Below are 25,002 nucleotides of genomic sequence, written 5' to 3'. Positions count from 1 at the left end.
GTTCGACCGACACTCCCCCTGACACACCACTAGTGGTGGGCATGCGGCTACGGCGATGGAGCAGGCGTTGAGTTCGGGGGCGGAGGCGATGTTGGCGCATAGCGAGATCCCGATGCCGAGGCCGAATGCGAGCCATGCTTTCCATTGCCCGGTGGTGCGGTGATGGTGGCTGGTTTTCCATAGTTCGATGGTGGCGATCATCAAGAGGCCGTCGACGATGAGTGGCCAGAGGGTGGCGGTGGTTTCGTCGGCGCTGAAGCGTAGGGCGAACGCGCGGCCGTGTCGGTAGGAGACGTAGGCCGCGTCGGCGGCTACCAGTAGCGTGCACGCGGCTTGCAGATGTAGGGAACGATCACGGGGTTGGGTCGTTCCGGTTGTCGTGCTGTTCATCGGGCGTCACCTGCCCGCGGCTGGCCTTGGGTGTTGCGCATCGTGACGCCGTGCTCGTGCAGCCGTTGGCGCACGGTGCCGGCGGCGACGTCCATGCGGTTGCCGGTCCGGGCCAGCGACCATCCCTGGTTGTAGAGGCGGACGGCGTCGTCGATCTGTTCTTCGGATAGGCCGCGTCGGCGCATCGGGACACCGTGGCGGTGCAGGATCGTGCTGACGGTGCGGCGCTCGATGCCGAACTGCTCACCCGGCTCGTAGATGGTCGCGCCGGACCGGTAGCCCTCGATCAAGTGCTGCACTTGCTCGCCGTCGAGTTGCTTGGCGCGGTTCGGCCGTTGCCGCTTGGGTTTCGGTTGGAGGGGGTCTTCGAGGTCGGGCAGCTGTTGCCGCAGGGTTTCCAGCGCGCTGACCTGGTCTTTTGTGTTCGAGTAAGCTCCCCCAACCTCCACCTTCGGGTGCTAATTGGAACAGCGCCCTGACCGGACGACGGGCAACACGCACACCGGTCCTCCTGCAAGATCATATGGCGATCTGATGGCGACGGGAACGCGGTTCAACGCGTGGCAACCCGTCGGAACGAGGAGGAACGAGGGCCGCTGAACTGCGGCGGGACGCGAACGCGCTGGTCAGGATCAGTGGGCCACTACCTTGACAGGGTAGAGGTCGCTGAGGCGGGGCTGTGGATTGGAGTCTGTGGCTCCCGGTTGGCGGGGCGTGTTTGCGTGTGTTCGGTGCGTGTTTTTTGGTTCGCTGGTGACCGGTTGAGGCCGTTTTTGCGGACTTCAGGGGCGTCGTTGCTTGTTGAGCGGTTCGCCCGGGGTGGCTGATGGTTGTCTGTTGTGAACGGTGGGGATGCGGGGGCTTGCGGCCCGTGCGGGTGCGGTCGCGAATCTCCAGCGGTGTCGGCTTCGCCTGCTCGGGCTTTTGGGGTGCCGGCGTTACGGTTCTGGATCGGCGCTGTTTGTCCTGGGGTTGGCGATGACGGGCCGGTTGAAGACGGAGCGGGAGATCGTCGTGCAGGTGCCGGAGGCTCCGCCGGTGTTGGATCCTGAGGCGGCGAGGGCGTTGTTGCGGCTTATCTTGCGTGCCGCCGAACGGGATCGAGTTGAGCAGGAGATGAGTGGGGAGCGCGCTGCATGAGTGTTCGTTTTGCCTTTTACGGGCGTGTGTCCACTGAGGATCAGCAGGATCCTGAAGCGTCGCGGAACTGGCAGCTGGCTCGTGCTCGGGCGCTGGTGGAGGCGCGTGGGGAGATCGTGGCGGAGTTCTTCGATGTGGGGCGTTCACGGTCGTTGCCGTGGAAGCGGCGTCCGGAGGCTTCGCGGTTGCTGGAGGCGCTGAAGGATCCGGCGCGCGGCTTTGATGCGGTGGTGATCGGGGAGCCGCAGCGGGCGTTTTACGGCAATCAGTACAGCCTGACGTATCCGGTGTTCGAGCACTACGGCGTGGGGTTGTGGGTGCCGGAGGTCGGTGGGGCGATCGATCCGGCTTCGGAGGCCCATGACTTGATCATGGGTGTGTTCGGTGGGATGTCGAAGGGGGAGCGCAACCGGATCAAGGTTCGGGTGCGTACCGCGATGGGGTCGCAGGCCCAGATCGAGGGACGGTATCTGGGCGGTCGCCCTCCGTACGGCTATCGGATCGTGGATGCGGGGCCGCATCCGAATCCGACGAAGGCCGCCGACGGGAAGCGACTGCACAAGCTGGAACCGGACGAGGAAACCGCGCCGGTGGTGCAGCGGTTGTTCCGCGGGTATATGAACGGGGTCGGGATCTTCGCACTGGCCCAAGAGCTGACGGCCGAGGACATCCCATGTCCGTCGGCACGGGACCGTGCGCGGAACCGGCACCGCAGTGGGGTCGCGTGGTCCAAGAGCGCGATCCGGGCGATCTTGACCAACCCCCGTTACACGGGTCGGCAGGTGTGGAACAAGCAGCGCAAGCAGGAGTCGTTGCTCGATGTCGAGGACGTAGCGCTGGGGCATCAGACGCAGATGCGGTGGAACGAACGCAGCGAGTGGATCTACTCGGCCGAGCCGGTGCACCCGGCGCTGGTCGATCCCGAGATGTTCGAGGCGGTCCAGCAGCGACTGGCCTCCCGCGGTCCGCGCTCGAGCAAGCGGGCCACCGAGCGGGTGCGGCATCCCTACGTGTTCAAGGGGTTGCTGCACTGCGGTTTGTGTGGGCGGCGGATGCAGGGCACGTGGAATCACCAGCGGGCGCACTACCGGTGTCGGTTCCCGAAGGAGTACGCGCTGGCGAATGAGATCGAACACCCGCCCTCGGTGTATCTGCGCGAGGACGCCATCACCGCCGATCTGGATGCCTGGCTGGCCCGCGTGTTCGAGCCCGACCGGATCCAGCAGCAGCTGCGGCGACTCGCCGAGATGCAGCCGGACGCCGACACCGCCGAGCAACAAATCGCCCGGCTGCACGAAGAACTGGCGGTGTGTCGGCAGAAGCTCGAGCGACACAAGCAGGCGATCGAAGCCGGCCTCGACCCGCACCTGGTCGCCGGCTGGAGCCGAGAGCCCCAGCAGCGCGCCACGGAGATCGATACAGAGATCACCCGTCTCCGTCAGCGTGCTTCCGCACGCCCCGAACTCACTCCGGCGGAGATCCACGAGATCGTCACCACGCTCGGTGGCCTCCGAGCAGCCCTACACAACGCTGACCCGACCGATAAGGCAGAGGTATACCGCCACCTCGGCCTCACCATGACCTACGATCCCACACACAAAACGGTCCTGGTCGAAACCCGACCAAGACCGCTCGTGGACCAACTGGTTGTGTCCGAGGGGGGACTTGAACCCCCACGCGTAGCGGATTCGCGCAAAGCGCGTCTCCATGCCTGGATTGTAACGTCCGGTTCGCGGTCGTCTTGTAAAACCGTCGGTCCGTTGCGGCGCAGTGTCGTTCCGTTTCGTTCCCGGACGTCGGCGCAGCCGATTCGGCGAGGTCTTGGGATCGGCAGTAGCGGCGAAACCCGTGGATCGAAGTGCGCGGTGAATCCCCGATCGGTCGTTACCGCGGAGCTTTCGGCTACGTGGATGCCTGCGGCCCGGAACCTCCACTGGCGCGCTACGCGGAGGAGGCGTCGGGCCGTGCGTTGTTGTTGACTGGTCGGTTCGGCTCAGCGTTTTTGGGTAGCGGGGACAGCTCCAGCAGTCGCGCCGGACCAGCTGGACGTTTCGAAGGCCGCGATGTCGTCGTGGAAGCGGGGAGGGGTGGTTCGAGGTCGATGAGTTCGTAGATGGTGACGCCGTCGAAGCTGATGGAGCGAAGGGCGTCGGCATAGTGTTGGAAGCCGACTTTGCCGCGGCCAGGAGATATGTGCCCACCGGCAGGGCTTGGTCTAGCCACCCGCGGCATGCTTCGTGCGGTGCCGGGGAAGGACGTGGCGGCGGCCGGGCGTAGCGATCACGGGCCTTGCGCGCCGCGGGGACGCTCGGGCCATTGGTTTGCGCACCGGCGACGACTGCCTCGTCGACGTTGGACGGGCTCAATTCGCCAGCATCCACTGCTGAGAGTCCTTCAGGACGCAGCTGCGTGGACGGACTATCTGCTGTCGTGACGAGTGGACGGACGTTGCGCCCTGTACGACTCAGGGAGGTGGGCTTCCACGCTGAGACCTCTTCCTTGCGGAGCCAAGACGGAAGGACCGTTCGACCCACAGCCTCCAGGCATCCGACGCCGTCGTGAATAGCCGAGTGTGGGGCAGATCCAGCGCCGTCGATGCGATCTTCGTGGGTGGCTCGCGGGAACTCACGGGAACTCAGCCGTCGCTCATGGCCAGCGCCTGTCGCAGCGCCTCCAAGCCGGGCGAGCCTGCCAGGCCGTTGGGCGTCGCGTAGAGCCGGCAGGACAGTCCTAGTGCCTGTTCGGGATCGGCGAACGGGTCGGTGCCGTTGATCAGGATGGTGGGGGATCCGGTGAAGCCGGACTTTTCGGCCTGTTTTTGGTTGGTGATGACGCGGGTCTTGATGGCGATCTCACGAAGGTCGAGAAGGTCGAGTGCTCGCCGAACCTGGGCGACCGTCGGAGCGGCGTTCGGGCAGTCGGGCACGGTGAGGACCTCGATTTCCACCTGTTCAGCATCGCGCACCATCGCTGCGAGCGGTAGGAGCTGTTAGATAGGCGGTCTGGGTGTCGGTGGCGTTTTAGACGTTCCAGCGGGTGGAAGGTGCACGCTTGGCCGGGAGGCATCGGGGCCGATGGGAGCGGAGGGCAGCTGTGCGTATCGGGGAATTGGCCCGCAAGGTCGGTGTGAACCCGAAGACCGTGCGCTACTACGAGATGATCGGGCGGTTGCCGGCGGCCGAGCGGACCGGCGCCGGATACCGGGTGTACGGCCACTGTGACGCCGACCGGGTGGGATTCATCAAGGCTGCTCAGCGGCTAGGAATGCGTTTGGACGAGATCGCGGAGGTGCTTGCTCTGCGCGATGCGAACCGGCGGCCCTGCGGTTATGTGCGTGGCGTACTGCACGAGCACGTTGCGGACATCGATGCCAAGATCGCCGATTTGCAGCGACTGCGCGATCAGTTGGTCGATCTCGATGCCCGTGCCGACCAGCTGGGGCCTGAGCCCGATGCGGCGCACCGGTCTTGCCCGCTGATTGACCACGTTCGGCGCCAGGGGCAGGCGCGGGCTTGACCTTGCACCCGGGTGGAATCTCTAGCGTCCATGGTGGAGGTGATGACGATGGCAAAGAGCCGTGTCGAAGTGTTCACCACCGGCTGCGCGGGTTGTGCGCCTGCGGTAGCGCTGGTGGAGAAGATGGCCGGGCCGGAGTGTGAGGTGATCGTGCGCGATCTGCGCGAAGACGCCGACGCCGCGGCCCAGGCTGTCCAGAACGCGATCAGGCAGGTTCCTGCGGTGGTTGTCGATGGCCGTGTGGCCCCGTGCTGTGAGGACGCTCAGGGTCCTACTCGTGAGGGCTTGACTGCGGCGGGTGTCGGTAGCTGCTCCTGAACCCTGTGGGAGGTGGTCCGCTCGGTGCGGGCTACCTCCCCTACGCAGCTTCGTGCGCAGCGTCTCACTCGCCTGGCCGCCCTGGCGGTGCGACCGCGCCGCTGGCTTCAGCTTAGGCGGCCCGCTCGTGGCCATGGCATCGAGCCTTCTGACTCCCGCTGATCCAGTTCCCTGCGGGCCAGCCCAGCCGGCAGCGCTCACCGCGCCACCCGGCGCTGTGAGCACTGCCATGCACGACGCATCCGAATCTCTACTAACCTACTAAGGAGGTAAGTAGACAGCAGGCGTTGGTGCGAAGCGAGGCAGACATGAGCGAAGACCTGCAGGAGTTGGCAGTGGCGACGTCCTTGGGAGGGAGCCCGGAATGTCGTCCTCTCACCACTGCCTGTGAGCGCAGCTTTTCTCGCCGCAGCCACGTCTGCTTCGGCATCAGCCCGTTCAACAGCTACTTCACCACTGCTCGGATCACTGCGATAGCCCGATGGGGCTTCAGAGAGTTCGACGCGGTGCATTTCTTCGTTCCTGATGTTCCAGCTGTACACACGCTGGAAGCGCTTGGGTATTCGCCCGAGAAGGCGCGTCACAAGGCTCATCGCCAGGGGCGTTACGTCTACAACAAGATCTGTCGGGCGCTCGACGATCTCGGAATCGTCAATCCGGGCGAATTGATCCTCAATTGGCCGATTCTGCGCGACAATGGCCGCTACCTCGAGTTGCTGGGGCAGGCGCACGCGCTGTTTGACGAGGACCCCAACTTTCGCGCCACCTGCGTTGCGGCCTCCGCCTGGGTGCTCGAGGGTCGCCTGCCTGATGGAGCGGAGCCAACCGACCACCAGTTGCACATCGCGGTACGTTACCTGCTGGCAGAGTTCCCGCTGTTCGTAGATACGGCGGGCATCGTCGGAGCCGATGCGTCGGTATTCTGCTACCACCAGGCGCCTGCGTTCTTAGAGCAACTCTACGCCGGTGCGTTGCCGTGGAAGACGGCCGACGAACAGGGTTTCGTTCGATATGTCTCCGAATTGTGACGGCCCGGTCATAGTGTTTGGTCGACCGGCAATGCGCTGAACGATAAGGCAGGGGTGAAGGTGCTGGGTAGCACCTTCACCCCTGCGTATTGAGTCGCAGTAGCGTGCGACTACTTCTGTTCGAGCAGCTTCTTCATGGTGTCGATCTCGGCGTTCTGAGTGCTGATGATCTGTTGGGCGAGCTGCTTGGCCTCGGCGTTTTGCCCGTTGGTGAGTTCGGTCTGTGCCATGGTGACGGCGCCTTGGTGGTGCTTGATCATCATGGTCAGGAATTGCCGGTCGAACTCAGGGCCGGTGGCCTGTTGGAATTGCTGCATTTCCTCAGGCGACATCATGCCTTCGCCCATGTTCATGCTGCCATGGTTCATGCCTCCGTGGTCCATGCCGGGCATGGGTGAGGTGGCTGCGCCCCAAGCGCGCAGCCAGCCGTTCAGGGTCTCGATCTCCGGGCCTTGAGCGGCTTCGATCTGCCGGGCGAGGTTTTTGACCTGGTCGGACTGGGCGCGTTCGAGAGCTGTTCGGGACATCTCGATGGCCTGCTGGTGGTGCGGGACCATGCCTTGGGCGAAGGTGATGTCCGCCTGGTTGTGCGGTGCCTGCGTCGGGGCCTGTTGGGACGGGGCTCCAGCGCTCGGCGGTGCCGGGCTGGGGGCCTGGCTTGTGTCGGTGGCGTTGCTGCATCCGGCGATGACCGCGGCGACGGCGACGGAAGCTGCCGCGGAAGCGATTGCGCGAGTGCGCTTCATGATGTGTTCCTCACTTGTCGACGTGATGTCGTGTGCGCTGATCAGGCAGATGAGACCGTTCCGGCACAAGGGTCGGAACGGGCTTAGCGACCTGTCACAGCCGAAGCACGCACAACACGGCAAGACGGCGGGGAACCGGGAGGGGCGGCCGGAATCGGCTTCGGCTCTTGTACGGGGCGTGTTTTGCCCAGGGCAATCGCACCTGCAGGAGGCCGGTCGCGGCAGTGAGCAGCAGCAGGGCCAGGCCGGTCACGATGGCCAGGCACATGTGGAGCATGGCGTGGGATGAATCCAGTGTGTCGTCGGGATTCGACACCTTCGACAACATGGTCTTCTCAGATGCCTGTTCCATCAACGACGCCGACCCGGCGATGGTGTGCACCTGGGTGCTGTGCACAGCGGCAACCGCTGGGCCTTCGTGTGCTGGCGTATGCAGTGCGGGCGCGTGGTGCATGAGGATCACGCCAAGGGCGAGAACCACCAACATGCCCCATCGAAGCGGCCGGGACCTTCCCTGCACATGACCACCCTACTCAGGTCGTAGAACGTTCTCAGCGAAGTGGTGAACCACTCCCGTTCAGGCCGTGCCGAGCGGCCTGCAGCGGAGCTCGGCACCCGGGCGAATAGTTCCCACGTCGCCGAGATGGCATGGCGTTAGGCAACCTCCGCGTGGGCTGCGGAAGAAGTTGTTGCGTGGCTGCGGAAGTGGCGCAGGCGCAGGCTGTTGCCGACGACGAACACGCTGGAAAAGCCCATAGCAGCGCCTGCGATCATGGGGTTGAGCAGGCCCGCTGCCGCCAGCGGCAACGCGGCGATGTTGTAGGCGAACGCCCAGAACAGGTTGCCTTTGATCGTCGTCAAAGTCCGTCGGGCGAGGCGGATGGCATCAGCGGCCCCGCGCAGGTCGCCGCGCACCAGGGTCAGGTCCGAGGCTTCGATGGCCACGTCGGTGCCGGTGCCCATGGCCAGCCCGAGGTCGGCGGTGGCGAGCGCTGCGGCATCGTTGACCCCGTCGCCGACCATGGCCACAGACCGCCCGTCGCGCTGGAGGCGTTCGATCACGGCGACTTTGTCTTGCGGGAGTACCTCGGCGATGACCTCGTCGATGCCGACGTCGGCGGCGATGGTGCGTGCGACGGCGTCGTTGTCGCCGGTGAGCAGTACCGGTGACAGGCCGAGGTCGCGCAGCTGCGCGACGGCTGCCGCGGAGGTGGGCTTGACGGTGTCGGCGACTTCGAGCACCGCACGGGCCTGCCCGTCCCACGCGACCGCCACAGCCGTGCGCCCGTGGCTTTCCGCGGTGGCTTGGCGGGCGGTGAGATCCTGGGGAAGGGGCTGACTCCAGTGCTGCAGGAGCTGTGGCCGTCCAACGAGCACTGCGTGCCCGTCGACGGTGGCCTGCACGCCCAAGCCTTCGACGTTGCTGAAGTCCTCGGCCGCGGGGAGCTGTCCTGTCCGGTCCATGGCCCCGTCGGCGATGGCCTTGGCGATGGGGTGCTCGGAGCCGTGCTCGGCCGCACCGGCCAGCCGCAGCACCTGCTCGTGGTCCTCTCCTGCGGCGACGTGCACAGCGATCAGCGACATCTGGCCGGTGGTGACGGTGCCGGTCTTGTCGAGCACCACCGTGTCGATCCGGCGGGTCGACTCCAGCACTTCGGGGCCTTTGAGCAGCACGCCCATCTGGGCGCCTCGGCCGGTGCCGACCATCAGCGCGGTGGGCGTGGCCAGTCCGAGCGCGCATGGGCAGGCGATGATCAGAACGGCGACGGCGGCGGTGAACGCCGCGGTGGCGCCAGCACCTGAGACCAGCCAGAAGACCAGTGAGGCGACCGCCAACGCGATTACGATGGGCACGAACACTGCCGAGACGCGGTCGGCGAGTCGCTGCACCGCTGCCTTGCCGCTCTGGGCGTCCTCAACGAGCTTGGCCATCTGGGCCAGTTGCGTGTCGGCGCCGACCCTGCTCGCCCGCACGATCAGGCTGCCACCCGCGTTGACGGTGGCACCGACGACGGTGGTGCCGGGCGCGACCTCGACGGGCACGGACTCGCCGGTGAGCATGCTGGCGTCGACGGCGGAGGTGCCGTCTTCGACGATGCCGTCGGTGGCGATCTTCTCGCCGGGGCGGACGAGGAACCGGTCGCCGACGACGAGCTGGTCGGTGGGGATGCGTTGCTCGCGGCCGTCCCGCAGCACGGCGACGTCTTTCGCTCCGAGTTCGAGCAGTGCGCGAAGTGCTGCGCCGGCACGGCGCTTGGACCGTGCTTCGAAGTAGCGTCCGGCGAGGATGAAGGTGGTTACGCCCGCCGCGACTTCCAGGTAGATCGACCCGGCGCCGGCTCCGTGCTGGATGGTCAGGGCGAACGGGTGTGTCATGCCCGGCGTGCCCGCGGTGCCGAACAGCAGCGCGTGCAGCGACCAGGCGAAGGCCGCCGATGTGCCCATTGAGATGAGGGTGTCCATGGTGACCGCGCCGTGGCGCAGGTTCGTCCACGCGGCCCGGTGGAACGGCCACGCTCCCCAGACCACGACCGGTGCGGCCAACGTCAGCGAGATCCATTGCCAGTAGGTGAACTGGAAGGCAGGGACCATCGCCATCGCGATGACCGGGACGGAGAGCAGGGCCGAGATGACAAGCCGCTCGCGCAGGGCCCGCGCGGGATCGTCGATCTCGGCCGGGGTGACGGCCGGTTCGCCTCGCGCGTCGGATTCGGGCAGCGTGGCCGAGTACCCGGCGGCTTCGACCTGGTCGAGGAGCCGCTGGCGGTCCAGCCCCTCGGGGTAGCGGACGCTGGCCTTCTCGGTGGCGTAGTTGACCGTGGCGGTGACCCCGTCGAGCTTGCTGAGCTTCTTTTCGATGCGGGCCGCGCATGACGCGCAGGTCATCCCGGTGATCGCGAGCTCGACCTCGTGTGCGGGTGTGGCTGTGGGATCGGTGACCGTGCTCATGCTGCTTCTCCTGTGCTCGGTGACGCCGCCTGGCGTCGGTCGGTGCTCCACCGCGTCAACCAACCCCAGAACAAGGGCTGGGACCGCGGTGTGCTGGGGTTAGTCGGAGGTCAGTTCGTAGCCGGCTTCGGACACGGCCGCGCGCACCGCGTCCGTCGGTAGCGTCTCGGCGCTGGTGACGGTCACTGCTCCGGAGCCCAGGTCCACGGCCACGTCCTGCACGCCGGTGATCTCGGAGATCTCTTCGGTGACCGAGCGGGCGCAGTGCTCGCAGGTCATCCCGGCCACGGTGTAGGTCGCCTCGGTCATTGCTGTGTCCCTTCCCTGTGGTTTCGTTGAATCGCGCGTGCCAGTCAGGAGCGAACGAGCCGTGCGATCGCGTCGCTGGCTTCGCGCACCTTCTCGTCGGCGACCTCGCCGCCCTCGGCGGCCGCTTCGGCGACGCAGTGCTTGAGGTGGTCGTCCATCAGGCCCAGCGCAACCGACTGCAGCGCCTTAGTGGTCGCACTGACCTGGGTGAGCACGTCGATGCAGTACTGGTCGTTCTCAATCGCGTTCGCCAGGCCGCGGACCTGTCCCTCGATCCGGCGCAACCGTGCGGCGTACTGGCTCTTGTCCTGGGCGTAACCGTTCATCTCGCCGTCCTCTCTGTTGGAGCTACCTAGAGATATACCCCTAGGGGGTAGTGGTACGCAAACCAGCTGTCGACGAGACGTGGACAGGGGTGGCCGTGCGCGAACGGGCGTGGGTGCGGGGATGGGATCAGACTGGGTGCCTGCGGCGGTGATCTTCGGCCCGGCCACGGCAGGAGGTGGATGTGAGCGGATTCGGGGCGGCCCTGCTCGTGCTAGTGGTGACGGTCGTCTTGGTCGCCGGGGTGTATGGGCTGGCGGCGCTGGCCTCGGGCGCACCGTCGGAGCGGCCGGTCAAGCCGTTCCTGTCCGGTCATGAGCCTTCCGAGCACGCGTTTTCCCGCTTTCACGCGCGGTGGTACGCGCTGACGATGGTCTATCTGGCCTTCGAGATGGAGATGCTGTTCATGTACCCGTGGGCGCTCGTGGTCTCGTCGGTCGGCGCCAGCGCGGTCATCGAAATGTTCCTGTTTTTGGGGATCCTGCTCGCCGGGGTGGTCTATGCCTGGCGCGAAGGGGCACTGCGATGGGCTTGAACGCCGCTTTGCGGCGCTTCGCCGCCGACGTTCCGCATGTGTTGGTCGCGCAGTCCCCCGCCGGTACGGCGGCGCGGCTGGCCGTTGAGAACGTGTTGCGGGTGCGCGGCTGGCCGGAGGCGGCGAGTCCTGCGGATGCGGACCTGCTGGTCGTGACCGGCCCCGAAGATCCTGGGCTGGCGGAGTTCTTCGATCAGGCCTGGGGCCAGGTCCCGGGTCCACGGGCTCGTGTTCATGTGCCGGGCGCCGACGACGCCGTCGGCGCACTCGACGAGGGCAAGAGCGCGCTCGCCGCTGCGGAACCAGCCGCGCAGCACGACTCGCACTCTCGGCCCAGCCGCGGTGGCAGCGACCACCAACACGATCCCAGTGCCGGACACGGCGGTGATGCAGGCGCCCACCACGATCCCGGCTCGGACCATCAACACGGGCATGGTTCGGGCGAGGATTTGCCCGGTGGCTTGGCGATGGCCGAACGCGGTGACGACCGTGACGGGCTCACGCTCGATCAGTTGCACGTACCGCTCGGCCCGGTACTGCCCGCCTGGCCCGCCGGTCTGGTGCTGCGCACGACGGTGCAGGGCGATGTGCTCCAGGACGTGCGCGTCGCCGGGCATCGACGGGCGGGTCCGGCGGATGCCTTCTGGACCGCGCCCTGGCACCGCGCCGACACCGGCCACGCGGTGACGATCGGAGAGGCGACTCGACGACGGGCGGGCGCACATCTGGACAGCCTTGCCCGCGTGTTGACGGTGGTTGGATGGCCGGACGCGGCCTGTCGTGCTCGCCGCGTGCGCGATGCGGTGCTGGCAAGTGCCCCTGCTGCGCAGGTGGCCTCGGCGTGGTTCAAGCTGGCCGGACGGTTGCGTCGCTCGCGGACGTTGCGGTGGCTCACCGATGGCCTCGGCGTGCTCTCTTCGGAGGAAGCTGCACAAGCCGGAGTGACGGGCCCGGCGCTGCGGGCTAGCCGGGCGAGCGGTGATGTCAGCGCCCGTTGGGCGATCTGGCTTGACGAACTCGACGAATTGCTCCCGCACGTCGATGACGTCGGCAGGTTGACCGACGACGTGGAGCCGCCGCGCGGACAGGGCGGCTCAGCACCGCTGCTGGCTGTTCTGCCCGATTTGTTGGAGGGAACCGAGTTCGCCACGGCGCGGCTGATCGTGGCCAGCTTCGACCCTGACCTGGCAGAGCTCACCTCCGAGGAGCTCGCGGCGGGATTCCTGGATGGGTGAGGCGCCGGTGTGGTCGGTCGTGGTTCTTCCCTTCGCGATGGCGGCGGCGGCCTATGCCGCGGTCGCCATCGACGCAGCGCTGCACGCACGCGCCGCGGGGCGTTCTGTGTCGGTCGCGGGTTCGATGGTGCGGCCGTTGCGCTCGGTGGTGCGGTTGGTGATCGGTCAGCGGCGTACGACCACGGCTGCGGATCTCGTGCTGTGGCGGGTAGGTCTGGTCACGGTGCCGGTTGCCGCGGTGTCGGCGGCGGTGGTGCTGCCGTGGGGACACGTGGCCGTGGCCGATCTGCCCGTGGGCGTGGTGTGGTTCAACGGGATGGAGATCCTCGCGTGGGCAGCGGTGTGGATGGCCGGTTGGGGCCCGAACTCCGTGTTCTCGTTGATCGGTGGGTATCGGTTCGTCGCCCAGGGATTGGCCTACGAGCTGCCGCACATGTTCGCGTTGATCACGGCTGCCACCGCGGCGGAAACGTTGCGGGTGGGCGGCATCGTCGAGGCGCAGTCCGGCCTGTGGTTCGTGGTGTGGATGCCGGTGGCGTTCGTGGTGTATCTGCTCAGCGCCGCGGCCATGGCGTTCTGGGGTCCTTTCGAGGCACCGCTGGGGACTGACCTCGCCGGCGGTGCTGCCGCGGAACTGTCCGGTGTGGACCGGCTCGTGTTCGTGGGCGGACGGTGGATGCTGCTGGTGGTCGCCGTGGCGATGTCGGTCCCGTTGTTCCTCGGTGGCGGCAGCGGCCCGGTCCTTCCCGCGTGGGCGTGGACGTTCGTGAAGACGGCCGCCGTGCTGGCGGCGGTGATATGGCTCGGGCGCCGGTTCCCGGCGGTGCGGATGGACCGGTTCGCCGAGTTCGCCTGGATCGTGCTGATCCCGCTGACCATCCTGCAAGCCCTGGTGGTGGCCGTGGTGGTGCTGGCGCGATGAGGAGGGGATGCGGGTGAGCACAGTGCTGTTCTGGATCTTCGCGGTTTTCGCGGTGGTCAGGGGCTTCCTGGTGTTCCGGTTGGACTCGATGGCGCGGGTGACCTTCGCGCTGTTGGCGTCGTTTCTGTGCGTGGCCGCCGAAGTGGTCCTGCTCGGGTTGGACTACCTCGGTGTGGTGATCGTGCTGATGATGGTCATGGAAATGGTCATCATGGCCGTGTTCATGATCATGTACATGATGAACCCCGCCGGGTTGATGCCGATGGCGATGTATCACAACAAGACCGGCGCGATGACCCTGTCGGTGGGGACATTCGCGGTGCTGGCCGCCGGGATCGTGCTTGTCGACTGGCCGCAGCGCACCGGGGAGCCTCCCCGTGATCCCACGTTCGCGCTGGGACAGGCACTGATGGGCCCGCACATGCTGACCATGATGACGCTCGGTCTCGTGCTGTTCGCGACGATCGTGGCCACGGTCGTGCTGGCCACCCACCGCGGCCGGTACGACCGATTCGGCGATGACCTGCGGGATCCGGCGCACGACCCGATTCCGGGAGGTGCCGGACGTTGAGCCTGGAGTGGTTCCTGCTGTTGGCCGCTGGGCTGTTCGCGATCGGGTTGTTCGGCACTCTGTCGCAGCAGTCGATCGTGATGTTGATGATGGGCCTGGAGCTAATGCTCAACGGCCTCATCGTGGCCGCGGCGGCCTTCTGGTACTTCCTCGCACCGGCCGCGACGGCCGGCCAAGTGCTGGTCATCGTGATCATCGCGGCGATGGCGGTGGAGATGGCGGCCGGGTTCGCGGTGGTCACCGCGATCTTCCGCGCACGGGACGTCGACATGACCGATATGGCCGCCGATCTCAAGGAGTAGGCGATGGGCACGCTCGTGTGGCTGCTGATCGCGGTCCCGCTCGGAACCGGGGTTGTGCTGGCGTGCGCTGGTCGACGCGCTGATCGTTTCGCCGTTGCCGCGGGCACGGCGGCCGCGGGAATCACCTCGGCGCTCGCGGTCGCCGTCGCGGTCGGCCGACCGGCAGTGAGCGTGCCGTTGTTCGCCGGGATCGACGCGGGCTTGGCGGTCGACGGGCTCTCGGCGATCCTGGTCGTCACCGTCGCCGCCGTCACCGTGGCCGTGCTGGTCTTCGCTGCGGGGGAGCCCGAACTCGCCGCGGCGCGCGGACGGTTCACCGGGCTGATGCTGGTGTTCTCCGGGGCCATGCTGGTCACCGTCACCGCGACCGGGATGGCGGTGCTGCTCATGGGCTGGGAGCTCATGGGGGCGACGAGCTGGGCTCTGATCGGATTCTGGTGGCGCGACACCCGCAGAATGCGAGCCGCCAACGTCGCCTTCCTCACGACCCGGGCGGCCGATCTCGGCCTCTACCTCGCCTCCGGCGCGGCCCTCGCCGGAGGAATCGGCTCGCTGGCCCTATCCGCGCTCCCGGACGCAGGACCAGGATGGCGGGACGTCGTCACGGCGGGAGTGGTGCTCGCGGCGTTGGGCAAGTCAGCGCAGGTGCCGTTCCACTTCTGGCTGTCCCGGGCGATGGAGGGCCCGAGTCCGGTTTCGGCGCTGCTGCACTCGGCGACCATGGTCGCCGCCGGAGCGTACTTGCTGCTGCGGGTGCACCCGTTGCTCGCCGCGTCCGGTTGGGGCGAGTCGTTGGTGGCCTGGGCCGGCGCGGTGACCGCGCTGCTGCTGGGCCTCGTGGCGGTCGCGCAGACCGACCTCAAGCAGCTGCTCGCGGCATCGACTTCGGCCCAGATCGGTTTCATGGTGCTGGCCGCGGGTGCGGATGGGATCACCGGCGGAGTGCTGCAGCTCGTGGCGCATGCGGCGACCAAGTCGGCCCTGTTCCTCGCCGCTGGGGCGTGGCTGACCGCGTTGGGCACCAAAGCACTGCCCGCGCTGCGCGGCGCGGCGCGGCGGTATCCGTTGGTCGGGGCCACGTTCACCATCGCCACCGCGTCCCTGGCCGGTCTGCCGCCGCTGTCGCTGTGGGTGTCGAAGGACGCCGTGCTCGCCGCCGTGCTGCACCGCAGTCCGGGGCTGTACGCGATCGGGCTGGCAGCGGCGGTGGTCGCGGCCGTCTACAGCGCCAAAGCCGCGTGGTTCGTCTGGCGGCCGGAATCCGGAACGACCGACTGGGACACCGAGCAGATCGGCACGCGCGAAATTCCCGCCGTCACCCCGCCGGTTCTGATCGCCCTTTCGGCTTTCGCCGCCGTGCTGGGCCTTTTCGGCGTTCCCCCGGGGATCCACGCCGTCGTAGCGTTGCTCGGCCAACCGTGGACCCCGGTCCCGGCCGCCTGGGAACTCGGCCTGTCGGTGGTGGTGGCCGTGGCCGCCGCGAGCGCGACGTGGTGGTGGGGAAACCGCCGCACGGCGACACCCGCTGTTGTGCACCAAGGGCTGGCCGAATGGCTGTGGATCGAGCGTGCTGCGCGGCTGCTGGTCGTGCGGCCGACGATGGCGCTAGCACGTGGTTTGGCGGTCTTCGACGACCGGGTGTTGGACCGGGCCGTGCGGGCCGTCCCGGCGGCGGCTTTGGACCTGGCCCGGTTTGCTGCCCGTCGCGCAGAGCATCCGATCGACGGTGCGGTGCAGGCCGTGGCCCACTCGGCCAGGAGGCTCGGGGCGCTCGCCCGTCGACCACAGACCGGACAACTGCACCAGTACTACGCCCAGACCGCCGTCGCGGTGGCGGTGCTCGCCCTGATCATTGTGCTGGTGAGGTGACCCGTGCTCACACTGATCGTCTTCCTGCCGCTGGTAGCCGCCGTGGTGCTGGCTGCGGTCCCGGAATCCGCCGGGCGCCGCCCGTTCCTGGTCGGCTGGATCGGTATCACGGCGATCGACGCGGTGCTGGTCGTGCTCGCCTGGATCGCCTCCGACACCGGCGGTGGCATGAGCTACGAACAGAACGTGCGCTGGATCCCCAGCGCCGGGGTCGCCTACCACGTCGGTGTCGACGGCCTGTCGCTACCGCTGGTGGCGATGACAGCATTGCTGTTTTTGGCGTGTGCGGTGTATTCGCTGCGTCAAACTCATCGGGTCAAGAGCTTCGTGCTGCTGTTCCTGTTCCTCCAGACGGTGAGCCTGGGACTGTTCACGGCACTGGACCTGATCCTGTTCTTCGTCTACTTCGATCTGTCCATTGTGGGCATGTACTTCGTCATCGCGGGGTGGGGACACGGGCAGGCGAAACGCTCGGCGCTGACGTTCTTCCTGTACACCTTCGTCGGATCGTTGGCGCTGTTGCTGGGATTCATCGGTCTCTACCTCGCCGCCGAGCCGCACACGTTCGACATCATCGCGCTCGCCACGGCAAATCCGTTGGCGGGCCGCGGGGCCTACGCGGCCTTGGTGCTGCTGGCCATCGGCATCGGGCTCGCGGTCAAGACACCGACCGTGCCGTTTCACACCTGGCTGCCGCCCGCCCATACCGACGCTCCCGCCGCAGGCTCAGCGATCCTGGCGGGAGTTCTGCTGAAGATGGGCACTTACGGCTTCGTGCGCATCGCCATGCCGCTGCTGCCCGAGACTTGGCGCCAGTACGCCGGTGCCGTGGTGGTGATCGGGGTGGTCTCGGTGCTCTACGGTGCCCTGGTCGCGCTGGCGCAACAGGATTTCAAGCGCATGGTCGCCTACACCTCGGTCAACCACATGGGATACGTCGTACTCGCGGTCGGTGCCACAGGGCTGTGGGCCGGAAGCGACGCGCAGGCTCGTTCGCTGGCCGTGACCGGTGCGGTGACCCAGATGGTCAGCCACGGGTTGATCACCGCCGCGCTGTTCCTGCTGGCCGGAGTGTTCTACGACCGCCGCGGCACCTATGACATGGGCGCGTACTCGGGAGTGGCTGGTCCGGCACCGCTGTTCGCCGCCGCGACCGGGGTCGCCGCGTTCGCCTCGCTCGGGTTGCCCGGCTTTTCCGGGTTCATCGCTGAGTTTCAGATCTTCACCGGCAGCTTGGCCTCTGCCACGATCGGCACTGCGCTGGCCGTGCTGGGCATTCTGATCACCGCCGGGCTGTTCCTGCGAGTCCTGCATCGGGTCTTCCTCGGAACGCTGCGGCTTCCGGACGCGCCCGGCGCCGGACGTGACTTCGCGGACTTGCACCGCAGCGAGGTCGTCTCGGTGCTGCCGTTGCTCGCCCTTGCGGTCGTGATCGGTGTGGTGCCGAGATTCCTGCTCGAGGTGATCGAACCGGCCTCGGCGACGCTGATCGGGCTCGTGGGCCGATGACGGGCATGAACGAGAACCCTGCCGCCCTGATACCCGAACTGACCCTGGTCGCCGGAGCCGTGCTGGGCCTGCTGCTGGGGTCCTGGCTGCCGCGCCGCAGGCAGTGGTGGGTGCGCGTGGTCACGGCCTGTGCCTGCCTGGCGGGGATCGTGGCCACGGGTGCCGCGATGGCCGGCGAGCCGCAGAAGGTCTTCGGCGACAGCTACGCCATCGACACCGCCACGAACGCCGGACGGCTCATCGTGCTGGTCGCGGTCCTGCTCGTGATCTGCCTGTCGAGCGAGGAGATCGGCGCCCACCCTCGGGAGACCGAATTTCACGTGCTGATGCAACTCGGGGCCCTGGGCACGATCATGCTCGCCGGCGCATCGGACGTGCTGCTGCTCGTGGCCGCCTACCTGCTGGCCTCGATTCCGCTGTATGCGCTGGCCGGTTTCGCCAAGGACGCATCGGGAACCGAGGCATCGCTGAAGTACTACCTCATGGGCGCCTTCCTCGGGATCGCCCTGCTCGGCGGTACCACGATCCTCTACGGCAGCGGCGGCGCCACCAATTACGCCGCACTCGCCCGGAACCTGCCGACGGCGCCACCACCGGTGGTCGGGATCGCGTTGGTGGCGGTGCTGGGCGGGCTACTGTTCAAGATCGGCGCGGTGCCCGCGCACTTCTGGGTCCCCGACGTGACCGAAGGCGCCGCCACATCGGTCGCCGCGTTCGTGACCACCGTGCCCAAAATCGGCGGGCTCATCGCCGCCTACCGACTTCTCGTCGACAGCATACCCGCGGTGAGTCTCAATTGGCCGCTGCTGGTGGCCATCCTGGCGGCTGCGTCGATGACGCTGGGCAATCTCGCCGCGTTCTTCCAGGACAATGTACGGCGCCTGCTGGCCTACTCCACGATCAGCCAAGTCGGGTACATCCTCATGGCCATCGCCGTAGCGGGGAAAAGTGCCCTCGCACTGCCCGGAACGCTGTTCTATCTCGGCGCCTACGCCGTCACCAACCTCGGGGCATTCGCCGTAGTCGCCGCAGTACCTCGCACGACCCGGCTCGAGGACTACCGCGGACTTGGTCGCGCGCACCCGATGCTCGCGGGCGGCCTCGTCGTGTGCCTGCTGGGTTTGGTCGGCACGCCACCGACATCGGTATTCCTCGGCAAGCTGGAGGTGTTCACCGCCGCCATCGATGGTGACTTCGTCTGGCTGGCCGTGCTGGCGGTGCTCAACACCGTAGCCAGCCTGTTCTACTACCTGCGTTGGATCCTGCCGGTGTTCTCGCCGGCATCCGAGAGCACCAAGGTCATGGTCCTGAAGGGACGGTGGGCGGCCGCAACCGCCTACCTGGCCGCAGCAGCCTCGCTCCTGCTCGGTATGGCTGGGGGAGCGGTGCTCCCGCTGACCGCGGGCCCGCTCGTCCCGTAGCTGGCCGGAATCGGGGATTCTCCCGGATGCGCAGGTCTGACCAGCGGTGGTGAGCTGTGCCCATGGCGAGGTTGTTGATGCGGTGGCTCGATCCTGCCTTCGGCCATCCCCGCGGCGTCTTGGGGCGGGTCGGCGGCGCGATGATGCTGCGAGGCAACGCCGAGCAGGAACACCGCGCCGTCGAACAGGCAGTATTGCGCCCTGGCGAGCACGTGTTGGTGCTCGGGCACGGCCCCGGCCTCGGGCTCGCTCTGGCCGCGGCGGCCGTCGACCCGGGTGGTCACGTCGTCGGTGTCGATCCGTCCGAGCCGATGCGGCGCATGGCCGCAGCGCGCTGTGCCGACCAGATCGCGCGCGGCGTGGTCGAGGTACGCCCCGGCCGAGCGGAGAACACCGGGTGCAGCGGTGCCAGCATCGACGTCGCGATCTCGGTCAACAACATCATGCTTTGGGACCGCGAGGCGGGGTTCAACGAACTGGCCCGAGTGCTCCGTCGGGGAGGCCGCCTCGTGGCCACCGTGCACCGCCACGTTCTCGACATCTCACCCGACCAGCTCCGAGACGATGCCAGGCACGCTGGCTTCACCGACATCACGGTGACCAGCAGGCCCCGCCGCTTCACCAGCTCAGCGGTGGAACTGCTGGCGAGCCTCCCCAACTGAGCATAGCCTTCCCAATACCCCGTAGGGGTACGCGCGCCAACCGGTGTTCCGACGCGCACGGTCGTGCTGATCGTGCGATTTCCGGGTGTCGATGGTTTCGGCAGGCGATCGGTACCGGGCATGGGCGGAGCCCTACCCGGTACCGCGCGTGCTCCGCTACGAGCGGAGTTGGCTCACTCCGTCACGACGGCGGTCGCTCGTCGTCGTGACAGTGCCGGTGATCGGTGGAAGCGGCGATGTCTGTTCGGCCGGGAGGTCGAGCGTGCCGCTCATCTTTCGCAGCACGGGCGGTTGTCCGCTGTCACAGGCCGATCCCCTGGTCGGCTCGGCGTGCTCATTTTCGGCCCGGGTGGCCCCCAGACAGCACACGAACGCCACGCCGCAGGCGGCACCCATCAGCGCGATCGAGATCGGGCTCGGGAACAGGATGGCCATGGGGCCGGCCAGCAACGGTCCGGCCGACTGCCCGGCGAGCAGGAAGCTGTTGGCCGCACCGACGTAGCCGCTTCGGCGGTCCTCCGGTGCGTGTCGGCTGAAGTGGAAGAACAACGACTGGGCCAAGGCGGCGAAACTCGCTCCCTGCAGCAGCCGCAACACGATCAGTCCGACCGCGCCCAAGGGGAGGGCTTGCGCGGTGATGCTGACGGCGCAGACGCCCGAGGCGAGCGCCAGGGACCGCACCGGGCGTTGGCCCCGGTCGTTGTGCCGACCCCACCAGAAGGAGGTGATCAGGGTCGCTCCCCAGGTCAGCGACTGAAAGATCCCGACCCACAAACCGGCTTGTCCGGCGGGGAAGGTCTGCTGCACCTGTTCGGCGAACACCGGGATCAGCCCGTAGACGCCGAAGTACGCGCCGACCGCGGCCACCGCCAGGGGCGCCGCGCCGGGCACGCGCCAGAAGCCCGAACGCCGACGACCTCCTTGAACCCCGGCGTGCACCGATGCGGGCTCGGAAACAGGGGACGAACGTGGTTCCCGGAGTCCGACAGCGCAGGCTGCGGCGAGCAGGCCCGCCAGGGCGGCGATGCCCACCATGAGGTTGCTCAGGCCCCCGGCTCCGACGAGCACGCCGCCGGCGATGGGACCGGCCAGCGAGCCTGCGGCGGTGGCGCTGAAGGACTTGCCCAACGCTGAGCCGCGCTTGTTCCCGGGCCCGGCGGCGCCGGCGAAGGCTTGTGCGGCTTCGACGACGCCGCCGAGGCTTCCTTGCAGCAATCGCCCGAGCACCAGCATGATCGGGTTGCCCGCCACGGCCATGACCAGCATCGACAAGGCCAATCCGACCAGTGCGCGCACGACCATCCAGTGCCGTCCGACCCGGTCGCCGAGGCGACCCCACAACGGGGTCGCCACGGTCAGGGCCAGCGCCGGGGCCGCGATCGCCACCCCGGCCCAGGTCTGGATCGCGGCTGTGCCGGTGATGCCCATGCCTTCGACGTAGAACGGCATGATCGGCACCAGCATCATCAGCCCCGCGGTGTTGATGAACTGGCTCGCCCACAGCAAGACGAGGTTGCGCCGCTGGGTGCTCACGGAGCCTCCGCCAGATCGTCTTGGCTCGCGTGTTCCTTCAAGCTCTCAGCCCAGTCATCGTCGAAGACCGTGTCGAGGTAGCGCTCCCCGCGGTCGGGCAGCCACGTGACCATTCGGGCGGGGCCGGAGATGCGCTCGAGCAGCTCGTCCAGCGCGGCGATCACGGCGCCCGACGAACCGCCGGCCAGCACGCCCTCGGTCTCGACCAGTCGACGACAGCCGGCCGTGGAACCGGGATCGGCGACGTGGACGACTTCGTCGATCTCGTGCGGGCTGAAGATCTCCGGGACGCGGCTGGCACCGAAGCCCGGGATGCGGCGCTTCGCGGGCGGCCCGCCGAAGATCACCGACCCCACTGCGTCGACGGCCACCACCTTCAGATTCGGATTCTCCTCACGCAGTCGTCGTGCCGTGCCCTGCAACGAGCCTGTCGTGGACACCGGGGCGACCAGGTAGTCGATCGGCCCGCCGGCCTGCTGCAAGATCTCCGCGCCGAGCGTGTCGTAGTAGGCCCGCCAGTTGCGCTGGTTCGCGTACTGGTTGATCCAGACCACCCCAGGATCGGCCTCGGCGTAGGACTGCGCGCGCCGCACTCGCGTGTGCAAGTAGCCACCCGCCTCGTCCGGCTCGGTGACCATGTCCACATCGGCGCCGAACAGTTCCAGCAGCCGCAGGTTCGTCGGCGAGGTGTTGGGATCGACCACCGCGGTGAACGACAACCCGTGCATCCGGGCGGCGGCCGCCAAGGCCACACCGAGGTTTCCCGAGGTGCTTTCGACCAGGCGCATCCCCGGGTACAGGGATCCCTCGCGAATGCCCTGCTCCACGATGTAGCGCGCGGGGCGGTCCTTCATGCTCCCGCACGGGTTGAGCATCTCCAGCTTGGCCAGGACCTCGATCTCGGGGTAGGGGAAGCAGCGCCGCAACCGCACCAGCGGCGTCGAGCCGACACAATCCAGAACAGAGTCGTACGTCATTGCGAACCTCCTGGCAGCCCACCGCAGCGTGAGTGGGCACAGCCGTGTGCGCGGGTATGAGACCGGCCGCCACCCACGGCGGGCCGGTGAACGACAAGAGACCCCTGACGGAAAAGGGTGCGCGAGAACACGCCGACGCGTTCCGCGGCGAAGTCAGAGGAAAATGAGAACGAACAGTAATGCCTCTCAGGAAATGTTCACCTGATGTTCAGTGAGGCATCAGTGCGCGCGTATACCCGAATCAGGTTCGCGAAATTCCGAGTGAGATCAGTAGCGGAACCCCGGCGAGCGGCCGTGACGGTCGCGTCGCCCACCATTGAGCACGGACCTGCGTCCCCAAACGCAAGCCGCCCAGGCACGCGACCAGCAGCACTGCGACAAGTCCGAGGACGTCGCCTGGAGAGGACGGCACGAAGCGGTTCACGACGTCCATGACGTGCGAGTTCACGACGTGACAGTGGGGGGCGGAGTCCGAGTCGTGGCCGTGCCCGCCGTGCGACTGAGCGCCGACGGCGTCCGCACCCGGTGGTGTTCCTGGCACCGAGGAACCCGCGTCCGTGCCCGTCGCCGAGGTCGCAGCAACGGCCGACTTCGCACTGCCGGACGCGGCCGCCATCTCGGCTTTGGCATGGTGTGCCGGCAACGTGCACAGAAGAAAAGCTGAAAGGGCGAACAGCGCGAGAAGCACGCGGCTGCCGCGCGCACGCTTGAGCACCTTCAGCATGTCGGCCACTCTACTGAAAGCTGCTGGCTTTCATCGACCGAGGCGTTCCTCGTCATCCCGACAGGCGCTTCTCAGGTTTTGTCGATCGTGGCGCGTGCCGTGAACAGCGCTGATCTGTTGTTCCTGGATGTGCAGGGACTAAGCGCTCGGTCGTGTCCCTCGAACGCAACGCCGCAGTCGGTCGCAGACAGACGTCCTGACGACGAAACCTGCCGTCCAAGTGAGCATCCCCACACCTTGTTGGTGCTCGGGGAGCGAGTACTGGTGGCGCCCTACTGGCCGCGGAGCGTGCTGCGCCGGCGCTGGTATTCCTCTTCGTCGATCTCGCCTGCGGCGTAGCGGCGGCGGAGAACCTCTTCGGCGTGGTCCTGATGCTCGGCCGTGCGAGCGTTGGGGCGGGTCATCGCGCGGACCAACCAGATAATGGCGAGCACGATGAGGATCAGCATCGCCACGGAAATCAGGCCCCACAAGGCCATCCACAGACCCATCGCGGGGTACATGTCACTCATCATCGTCATCACCTCCCGCTCGGTGCTCCGTTAGGACTACCCAGGTGTGGGCCGTGTCAGGGGCATATGAAGCCGATGACTGAGGGGGCAGGGGCCGGGGGCAGGCAGCTCCGAGTGCGTGCTCACGAAGCTGCGCCTGCTCGACAGCACCAAACACGGCCGCGGTGTCATGCCCGTCGTTCTCACAGAGATATCGGCCGACCAGGTCTCGCCTCGGACTGCTGTGGCCGCTCCGGTGGGAACAACCGCGAGCCCGCTCTCGCGTGCAGTGAGTGTCCTTGAGGCCAGACGTCCTGCCGGGGTCGACACCCAAGGCTTCAACCCCACTACGGCTTCCCTGGCGGTTCTCCCAGGTCAAACCGACTTGGAGGTAATACTATGTGACATAGTACTTGCCTGTATAGTACTCGCTATGCGCTCGTTCGAGCTACGAACGTGAGGGGCGGGCAGGGTGTTTCAGCGTCGTCGACCTGGCAGTGGTGTGTGTGGAGTAGCAGCGGCGACGGCCGTGGCCGCAGCCGTGGGGATGCCCTCCGGGATGGCTGTGGCGGACCCGCGGGTGCCAGACACCGCCTCGGATGCGGCCAAGCAGTTCCGGGACCTGTCCCACCAGGCCGAGGTGCTCACCGAAGACTTCAAGAAGGCCGAAGACGACCACGCGGCGCGGCAAGCCGACCTTGCCCGGGCGACCGGCGAGAGCGCGCAGGCCGAACAGGTCGCCGGACTGGCTCGGCAGGACGAAGAGACGTTTCGGCAGCAGGTCGATCAGTTCACGGGTGCCTCCTACAAGGGTGCGCGGATGAACAAGCTGTCGGCATTGCTGGTCAGCGAGTCGCCGAATGATTTCTTGGACCGTTCCTCTGCGCTTGACGTGCTCGCGAAGGACAACAACGAGGCGATTCGCTCGCTGGCGAACGCGACCGATCAGGCCGAGCGTGCAGAGCGTCGGGCGCAGGAGGCGCGGGATCGGGCGGCGAAGGCCGAGTCCGATGCGGCCCGGTTGAAGGACGAGATCGCGGCAAAGAAGTCGGCGATGGACAAGCAGGTCGCGGCCGTCAAGCAGCAGTACGGCCGACTCAGCTCCGAAGAACAGGGGTCGTTGTCGGGCGGCAGTACGAATGTCGGTCAGCTCGCGGGCTCCGGTGTGGCCATCCAAGCGGTCAATGCGGCGTTGGGCAAACAGGGTTCCCCTTACGTCTACGGCGCGAAAGGCCCCAGCCAGTTCGACTGCTCGGGGTTGGTGCAGTGGTCGTACAAGCAGGCAGGTCTGTCGTTGCCCGCTTCGACGAAGACCCAAGCAACCGAGGGTCAGAGCGTTTCGGAAAGCGAGCTCAAGCCGGGCGACGTGATCTTCTTCTACAGCCCGATCAGCCACAACGGGATCTACATCGGTGGCGGCAACGTCGTGCATGCCCCCACGGAGGGGCAAGACGTGAAGGTCGAGTCGTACAAGGAAATCGGCGACGTGAACACGATCCGCCGCTTCGCGGGTTGATCGCGGACCGGCTGG

The 25,002-nt window shown here is 67.2% G+C and carries 25 protein-coding genes and 1 pseudogene; 14 read left to right on the top strand and 12 right to left on the bottom strand.

Features of this window, described 5'->3' with window-relative positions; translation table 11 throughout:
- Nucleotides 1-24: 24 nt before the first annotated feature.
- A pseudogene (locus V1457_RS23415) lies at nt 25-390 on the bottom strand (DUF2637 domain-containing protein); the annotation flags it as partial.
- The gene (locus V1457_RS23410) at nt 387-839 is read right to left on the bottom strand and encodes a helix-turn-helix domain containing protein (protein WP_338596860.1); all 453 of its coding nucleotides are present in this window, start codon (nt 837-839) and stop codon (nt 387-389) included. The pseudogene V1457_RS23415 and the gene V1457_RS23410, both read right to left, overlap by 4 nt.
- A gap of 687 nt (nt 840-1,526) precedes the next feature.
- Between V1457_RS23410 and V1457_RS23405 the strand changes: the two genes are divergently transcribed.
- Complete coding sequence (locus tag V1457_RS23405) at nt 1,527-3,509, top strand: recombinase family protein (RefSeq protein ID WP_338596858.1); 1,983 nt, start codon at nt 1,527-1,529, stop codon at nt 3,507-3,509.
- 656 nt (nt 3,510-4,165) lie between these two features.
- Here the strand turns inward: V1457_RS23405 and V1457_RS23400 are convergent.
- Nucleotides 4,166-4,498, bottom strand: a complete 333-nt coding sequence (locus tag V1457_RS23400; protein WP_338596856.1) for a hypothetical protein — start codon at nt 4,496-4,498, stop codon at nt 4,166-4,168.
- A gap of 125 nt (nt 4,499-4,623) precedes the next feature.
- On the opposite strand from V1457_RS23400, the gene V1457_RS23395 reads away from it, so the two are divergent.
- The 3 genes from V1457_RS23395 to V1457_RS23385 all read left to right on the top strand — a co-directional run bounded on the left by V1457_RS23395 (nt 4,624) and on the right by V1457_RS23385 (nt 6,392).
- Nucleotides 4,624-5,046, top strand: coding sequence for a heavy metal-responsive transcriptional regulator (locus V1457_RS23395; RefSeq protein WP_338596854.1), 423 nt, complete (start codon nt 4,624-4,626; stop codon nt 5,044-5,046).
- 42 nt (nt 5,047-5,088) lie between these two features.
- A complete protein-coding gene (locus V1457_RS23390; RefSeq protein WP_338596852.1) occupies nt 5,089-5,364 on the top strand; it encodes a thioredoxin family protein in 276 nt (91 codons plus the stop codon).
- Between the two features lie 308 nt (nt 5,365-5,672).
- The gene (locus tag V1457_RS23385) at nt 5,673-6,392 is read left to right on the top strand and encodes a tRNA-dependent cyclodipeptide synthase (RefSeq protein WP_338596850.1); all 720 of its coding nucleotides are present in this window, start codon (nt 5,673-5,675) and stop codon (nt 6,390-6,392) included.
- 110 nt (nt 6,393-6,502) lie between these two features.
- On the opposite strand, the gene V1457_RS23380 is transcribed toward V1457_RS23385, so the two are convergent.
- The 5 genes from V1457_RS23380 to V1457_RS23360 all read right to left on the bottom strand — a co-directional run bounded on the left by V1457_RS23380 (nt 6,503) and on the right by V1457_RS23360 (nt 10,722).
- The gene (locus V1457_RS23380) at nt 6,503-7,138 is read right to left on the bottom strand and encodes a DUF305 domain-containing protein (RefSeq protein WP_338596849.1); all 636 of its coding nucleotides are present in this window, start codon (nt 7,136-7,138) and stop codon (nt 6,503-6,505) included.
- Between the two features lie 94 nt (nt 7,139-7,232).
- On the bottom strand, nt 7,233-7,535 hold the full coding sequence (locus tag V1457_RS23375; RefSeq protein WP_338596848.1) for a hypothetical protein: 303 nt from the start codon (nt 7,533-7,535) through the stop codon (nt 7,233-7,235).
- A gap of 257 nt (nt 7,536-7,792) precedes the next feature.
- Nucleotides 7,793-10,087, bottom strand: a complete 2,295-nt coding sequence (locus tag V1457_RS23370; protein ID WP_338596847.1) for a heavy metal translocating P-type ATPase — start codon at nt 10,085-10,087, stop codon at nt 7,793-7,795.
- Between the two features lie 99 nt (nt 10,088-10,186).
- Nucleotides 10,187-10,396 carry a heavy-metal-associated domain-containing protein gene (locus V1457_RS23365; protein ID WP_338596845.1) on the bottom strand — a complete coding sequence of 70 codons (210 nt, stop codon included), beginning with the start codon at nt 10,394-10,396 and terminating at the stop codon, nt 10,187-10,189.
- A 44-nt stretch (nt 10,397-10,440) separates the two neighbouring features.
- On the bottom strand, nt 10,441-10,722 hold the full coding sequence (locus tag V1457_RS23360) for a metal-sensitive transcriptional regulator (protein ID WP_338596844.1): 282 nt from the start codon (nt 10,720-10,722) through the stop codon (nt 10,441-10,443).
- A 182-nt stretch (nt 10,723-10,904) separates the two neighbouring features.
- On the opposite strand from V1457_RS23360, the gene V1457_RS23355 reads away from it, so the two are divergent.
- The 9 genes from V1457_RS23355 (at nt 10,905) to V1457_RS23315 (ending at nt 19,746) form a co-directional block, all read left to right on the top strand.
- On the top strand, nt 10,905-11,255 hold the full coding sequence (locus V1457_RS23355) for an NADH-quinone oxidoreductase subunit A (protein WP_407074716.1): 351 nt from the start codon (nt 10,905-10,907) through the stop codon (nt 11,253-11,255).
- Nucleotides 11,246-12,490 carry a hypothetical protein gene (locus V1457_RS23350; protein WP_338596841.1) on the top strand — a complete coding sequence of 415 codons (1,245 nt, stop codon included), beginning with the start codon at nt 11,246-11,248 and terminating at the stop codon, nt 12,488-12,490. Before V1457_RS23355 ends, V1457_RS23350 begins: the two co-directional genes overlap by 10 nt.
- Nucleotides 12,483-13,412: a complex I subunit 1 family protein gene (locus V1457_RS23345; RefSeq protein WP_338596840.1), complete on the top strand. Its 930-nt coding sequence runs from the start codon at nt 12,483-12,485 to the stop codon at nt 13,410-13,412. The genes V1457_RS23350 and V1457_RS23345 overlap by 8 nt, the downstream gene beginning before the upstream one ends.
- 13 nt (nt 13,413-13,425) lie before the next feature.
- Complete coding sequence (locus V1457_RS23340) at nt 13,426-13,983, top strand: NADH-quinone oxidoreductase subunit J (RefSeq protein ID WP_338596838.1); 558 nt, start codon at nt 13,426-13,428, stop codon at nt 13,981-13,983.
- Nucleotides 13,980-14,285 (top strand): NADH-quinone oxidoreductase subunit K, encoded by a 306-nt coding sequence (locus tag V1457_RS23335; protein WP_338596836.1) that lies wholly within the window; start codon nt 13,980-13,982, stop codon nt 14,283-14,285. Before V1457_RS23340 ends, V1457_RS23335 begins: the two co-directional genes overlap by 4 nt.
- Nucleotides 14,286-14,288: 3 nt before the next feature.
- The gene (locus V1457_RS23330; protein WP_338596834.1) at nt 14,289-16,154 is read left to right on the top strand and encodes a proton-conducting transporter membrane subunit; all 1,866 of its coding nucleotides are present in this window, start codon (nt 14,289-14,291) and stop codon (nt 16,152-16,154) included.
- A 3-nt stretch (nt 16,155-16,157) separates the two neighbouring features.
- Nucleotides 16,158-17,663: an NADH-quinone oxidoreductase subunit M gene (locus V1457_RS23325; RefSeq protein ID WP_338596833.1), complete on the top strand. Its 1,506-nt coding sequence runs from the start codon at nt 16,158-16,160 to the stop codon at nt 17,661-17,663.
- Between the two features lie 5 nt (nt 17,664-17,668).
- Nucleotides 17,669-19,084 carry an NADH-quinone oxidoreductase subunit N gene (locus tag V1457_RS23320; RefSeq protein WP_338596831.1) on the top strand — a complete coding sequence of 472 codons (1,416 nt, stop codon included), beginning with the start codon at nt 17,669-17,671 and terminating at the stop codon, nt 19,082-19,084.
- A gap of 62 nt (nt 19,085-19,146) precedes the next feature.
- Nucleotides 19,147-19,746 carry a methyltransferase domain-containing protein gene (locus V1457_RS23315; RefSeq protein ID WP_338596830.1) on the top strand — a complete coding sequence of 200 codons (600 nt, stop codon included), beginning with the start codon at nt 19,147-19,149 and terminating at the stop codon, nt 19,744-19,746.
- Between the two features lie 156 nt (nt 19,747-19,902).
- On the opposite strand, the gene V1457_RS23310 is transcribed toward V1457_RS23315, so the two are convergent.
- The 4 genes from V1457_RS23310 to V1457_RS23295 all read right to left on the bottom strand — a co-directional run bounded on the left by V1457_RS23310 (nt 19,903) and on the right by V1457_RS23295 (nt 23,492).
- Nucleotides 19,903-21,279: an MFS transporter gene (locus V1457_RS23310; protein WP_338596828.1), complete on the bottom strand. Its 1,377-nt coding sequence runs from the start codon at nt 21,277-21,279 to the stop codon at nt 19,903-19,905.
- Nucleotides 21,276-22,256, bottom strand: a complete 981-nt coding sequence (gene sbnA / locus V1457_RS23305) for a 2,3-diaminopropionate biosynthesis protein SbnA (RefSeq protein ID WP_338596827.1) — start codon at nt 22,254-22,256, stop codon at nt 21,276-21,278. The genes V1457_RS23310 and sbnA overlap by 4 nt, the downstream gene beginning before the upstream one ends.
- Before the next feature lie 241 nt (nt 22,257-22,497).
- Complete coding sequence (locus V1457_RS23300) at nt 22,498-22,980, bottom strand: hypothetical protein (RefSeq protein ID WP_338596826.1); 483 nt, start codon at nt 22,978-22,980, stop codon at nt 22,498-22,500.
- A 272-nt stretch (nt 22,981-23,252) separates the two neighbouring features.
- Nucleotides 23,253-23,492, bottom strand: coding sequence for an SHOCT domain-containing protein (locus tag V1457_RS23295; protein WP_338596825.1), 240 nt, complete (start codon nt 23,490-23,492; stop codon nt 23,253-23,255).
- A 538-nt stretch (nt 23,493-24,030) separates the two neighbouring features.
- Here V1457_RS23295 and V1457_RS23290 point away from each other — a divergent pair.
- Nucleotides 24,031-24,987, top strand: coding sequence for an NlpC/P60 family protein (locus tag V1457_RS23290; RefSeq protein WP_338596824.1), 957 nt, complete (start codon nt 24,031-24,033; stop codon nt 24,985-24,987).
- Nucleotides 24,988-25,002 lie beyond the last annotated feature (15 nt).

Source organism: Saccharopolyspora sp. SCSIO 74807 (assembly GCF_037023755.1).
GTDB classification, from domain to species: Bacteria; Actinomycetota; Actinomycetes; order Mycobacteriales; family Pseudonocardiaceae; genus Saccharopolyspora_C; species Saccharopolyspora_C galaxeae.
Note: the sequence above shows the minus strand (reverse complement) of the source record. Positions and strands in the feature narration are given on the sequence as shown.

Coding starts and splice junctions, on each gene's coding strand:
- V1457_RS23300 (WP_338596826.1), bottom strand. CDS start 22,980: ATGCTGAAGGTGCTCAAGCGTGCGCGCGGCAGCCGCGTGCTTCTCGCG.
- V1457_RS23365 (WP_338596845.1), bottom strand. CDS start 10,396: ATGACCGAGGCGACCTACACCGTGGCCGGGATGACCTGCGAGCACTGC.
- V1457_RS23400 (WP_338596856.1), bottom strand. CDS start 4,498: ATGGTGCGCGATGCTGAACAGGTGGAAATCGAGGTCCTCACCGTGCCC.
- V1457_RS23370 (WP_338596847.1), bottom strand. CDS start 10,087: ATGAGCACGGTCACCGATCCCACAGCCACACCCGCACACGAGGTCGAG.
- V1457_RS23380 (WP_338596849.1), bottom strand. CDS start 7,138: ATGAAGCGCACTCGCGCAATCGCTTCCGCGGCAGCTTCCGTCGCCGTC.
- V1457_RS23290 (WP_338596824.1), top strand. CDS start 24,031: ATGGCTGTGGCGGACCCGCGGGTGCCAGACACCGCCTCGGATGCGGCC.
- V1457_RS23360 (WP_338596844.1), bottom strand. CDS start 10,722: ATGAACGGTTACGCCCAGGACAAGAGCCAGTACGCCGCACGGTTGCGC.
- V1457_RS23345 (WP_338596840.1), top strand. CDS start 12,483: ATGGGTGAGGCGCCGGTGTGGTCGGTCGTGGTTCTTCCCTTCGCGATG.
- V1457_RS23350 (WP_338596841.1), top strand. CDS start 11,246: ATGGGCTTGAACGCCGCTTTGCGGCGCTTCGCCGCCGACGTTCCGCAT.
- V1457_RS23315 (WP_338596830.1), top strand. CDS start 19,147: ATGGCGAGGTTGTTGATGCGGTGGCTCGATCCTGCCTTCGGCCATCCC.
- V1457_RS23320 (WP_338596831.1), top strand. CDS start 17,669: ATGAACGAGAACCCTGCCGCCCTGATACCCGAACTGACCCTGGTCGCC.
- V1457_RS23405 (WP_338596858.1), top strand. CDS start 1,527: ATGAGTGTTCGTTTTGCCTTTTACGGGCGTGTGTCCACTGAGGATCAG.
- V1457_RS23385 (WP_338596850.1), top strand. CDS start 5,673: ATGAGCGAAGACCTGCAGGAGTTGGCAGTGGCGACGTCCTTGGGAGGG.
- V1457_RS23390 (WP_338596852.1), top strand. CDS start 5,089: ATGACGATGGCAAAGAGCCGTGTCGAAGTGTTCACCACCGGCTGCGCG.
- V1457_RS23330 (WP_338596834.1), top strand. CDS start 14,289: ATGGGCACGCTCGTGTGGCTGCTGATCGCGGTCCCGCTCGGAACCGGG.
- sbnA (WP_338596827.1), bottom strand. CDS start 22,256: ATGACGTACGACTCTGTTCTGGATTGTGTCGGCTCGACGCCGCTGGTG.
- V1457_RS23295 (WP_338596825.1), bottom strand. CDS start 23,492: ATGAGTGACATGTACCCCGCGATGGGTCTGTGGATGGCCTTGTGGGGC.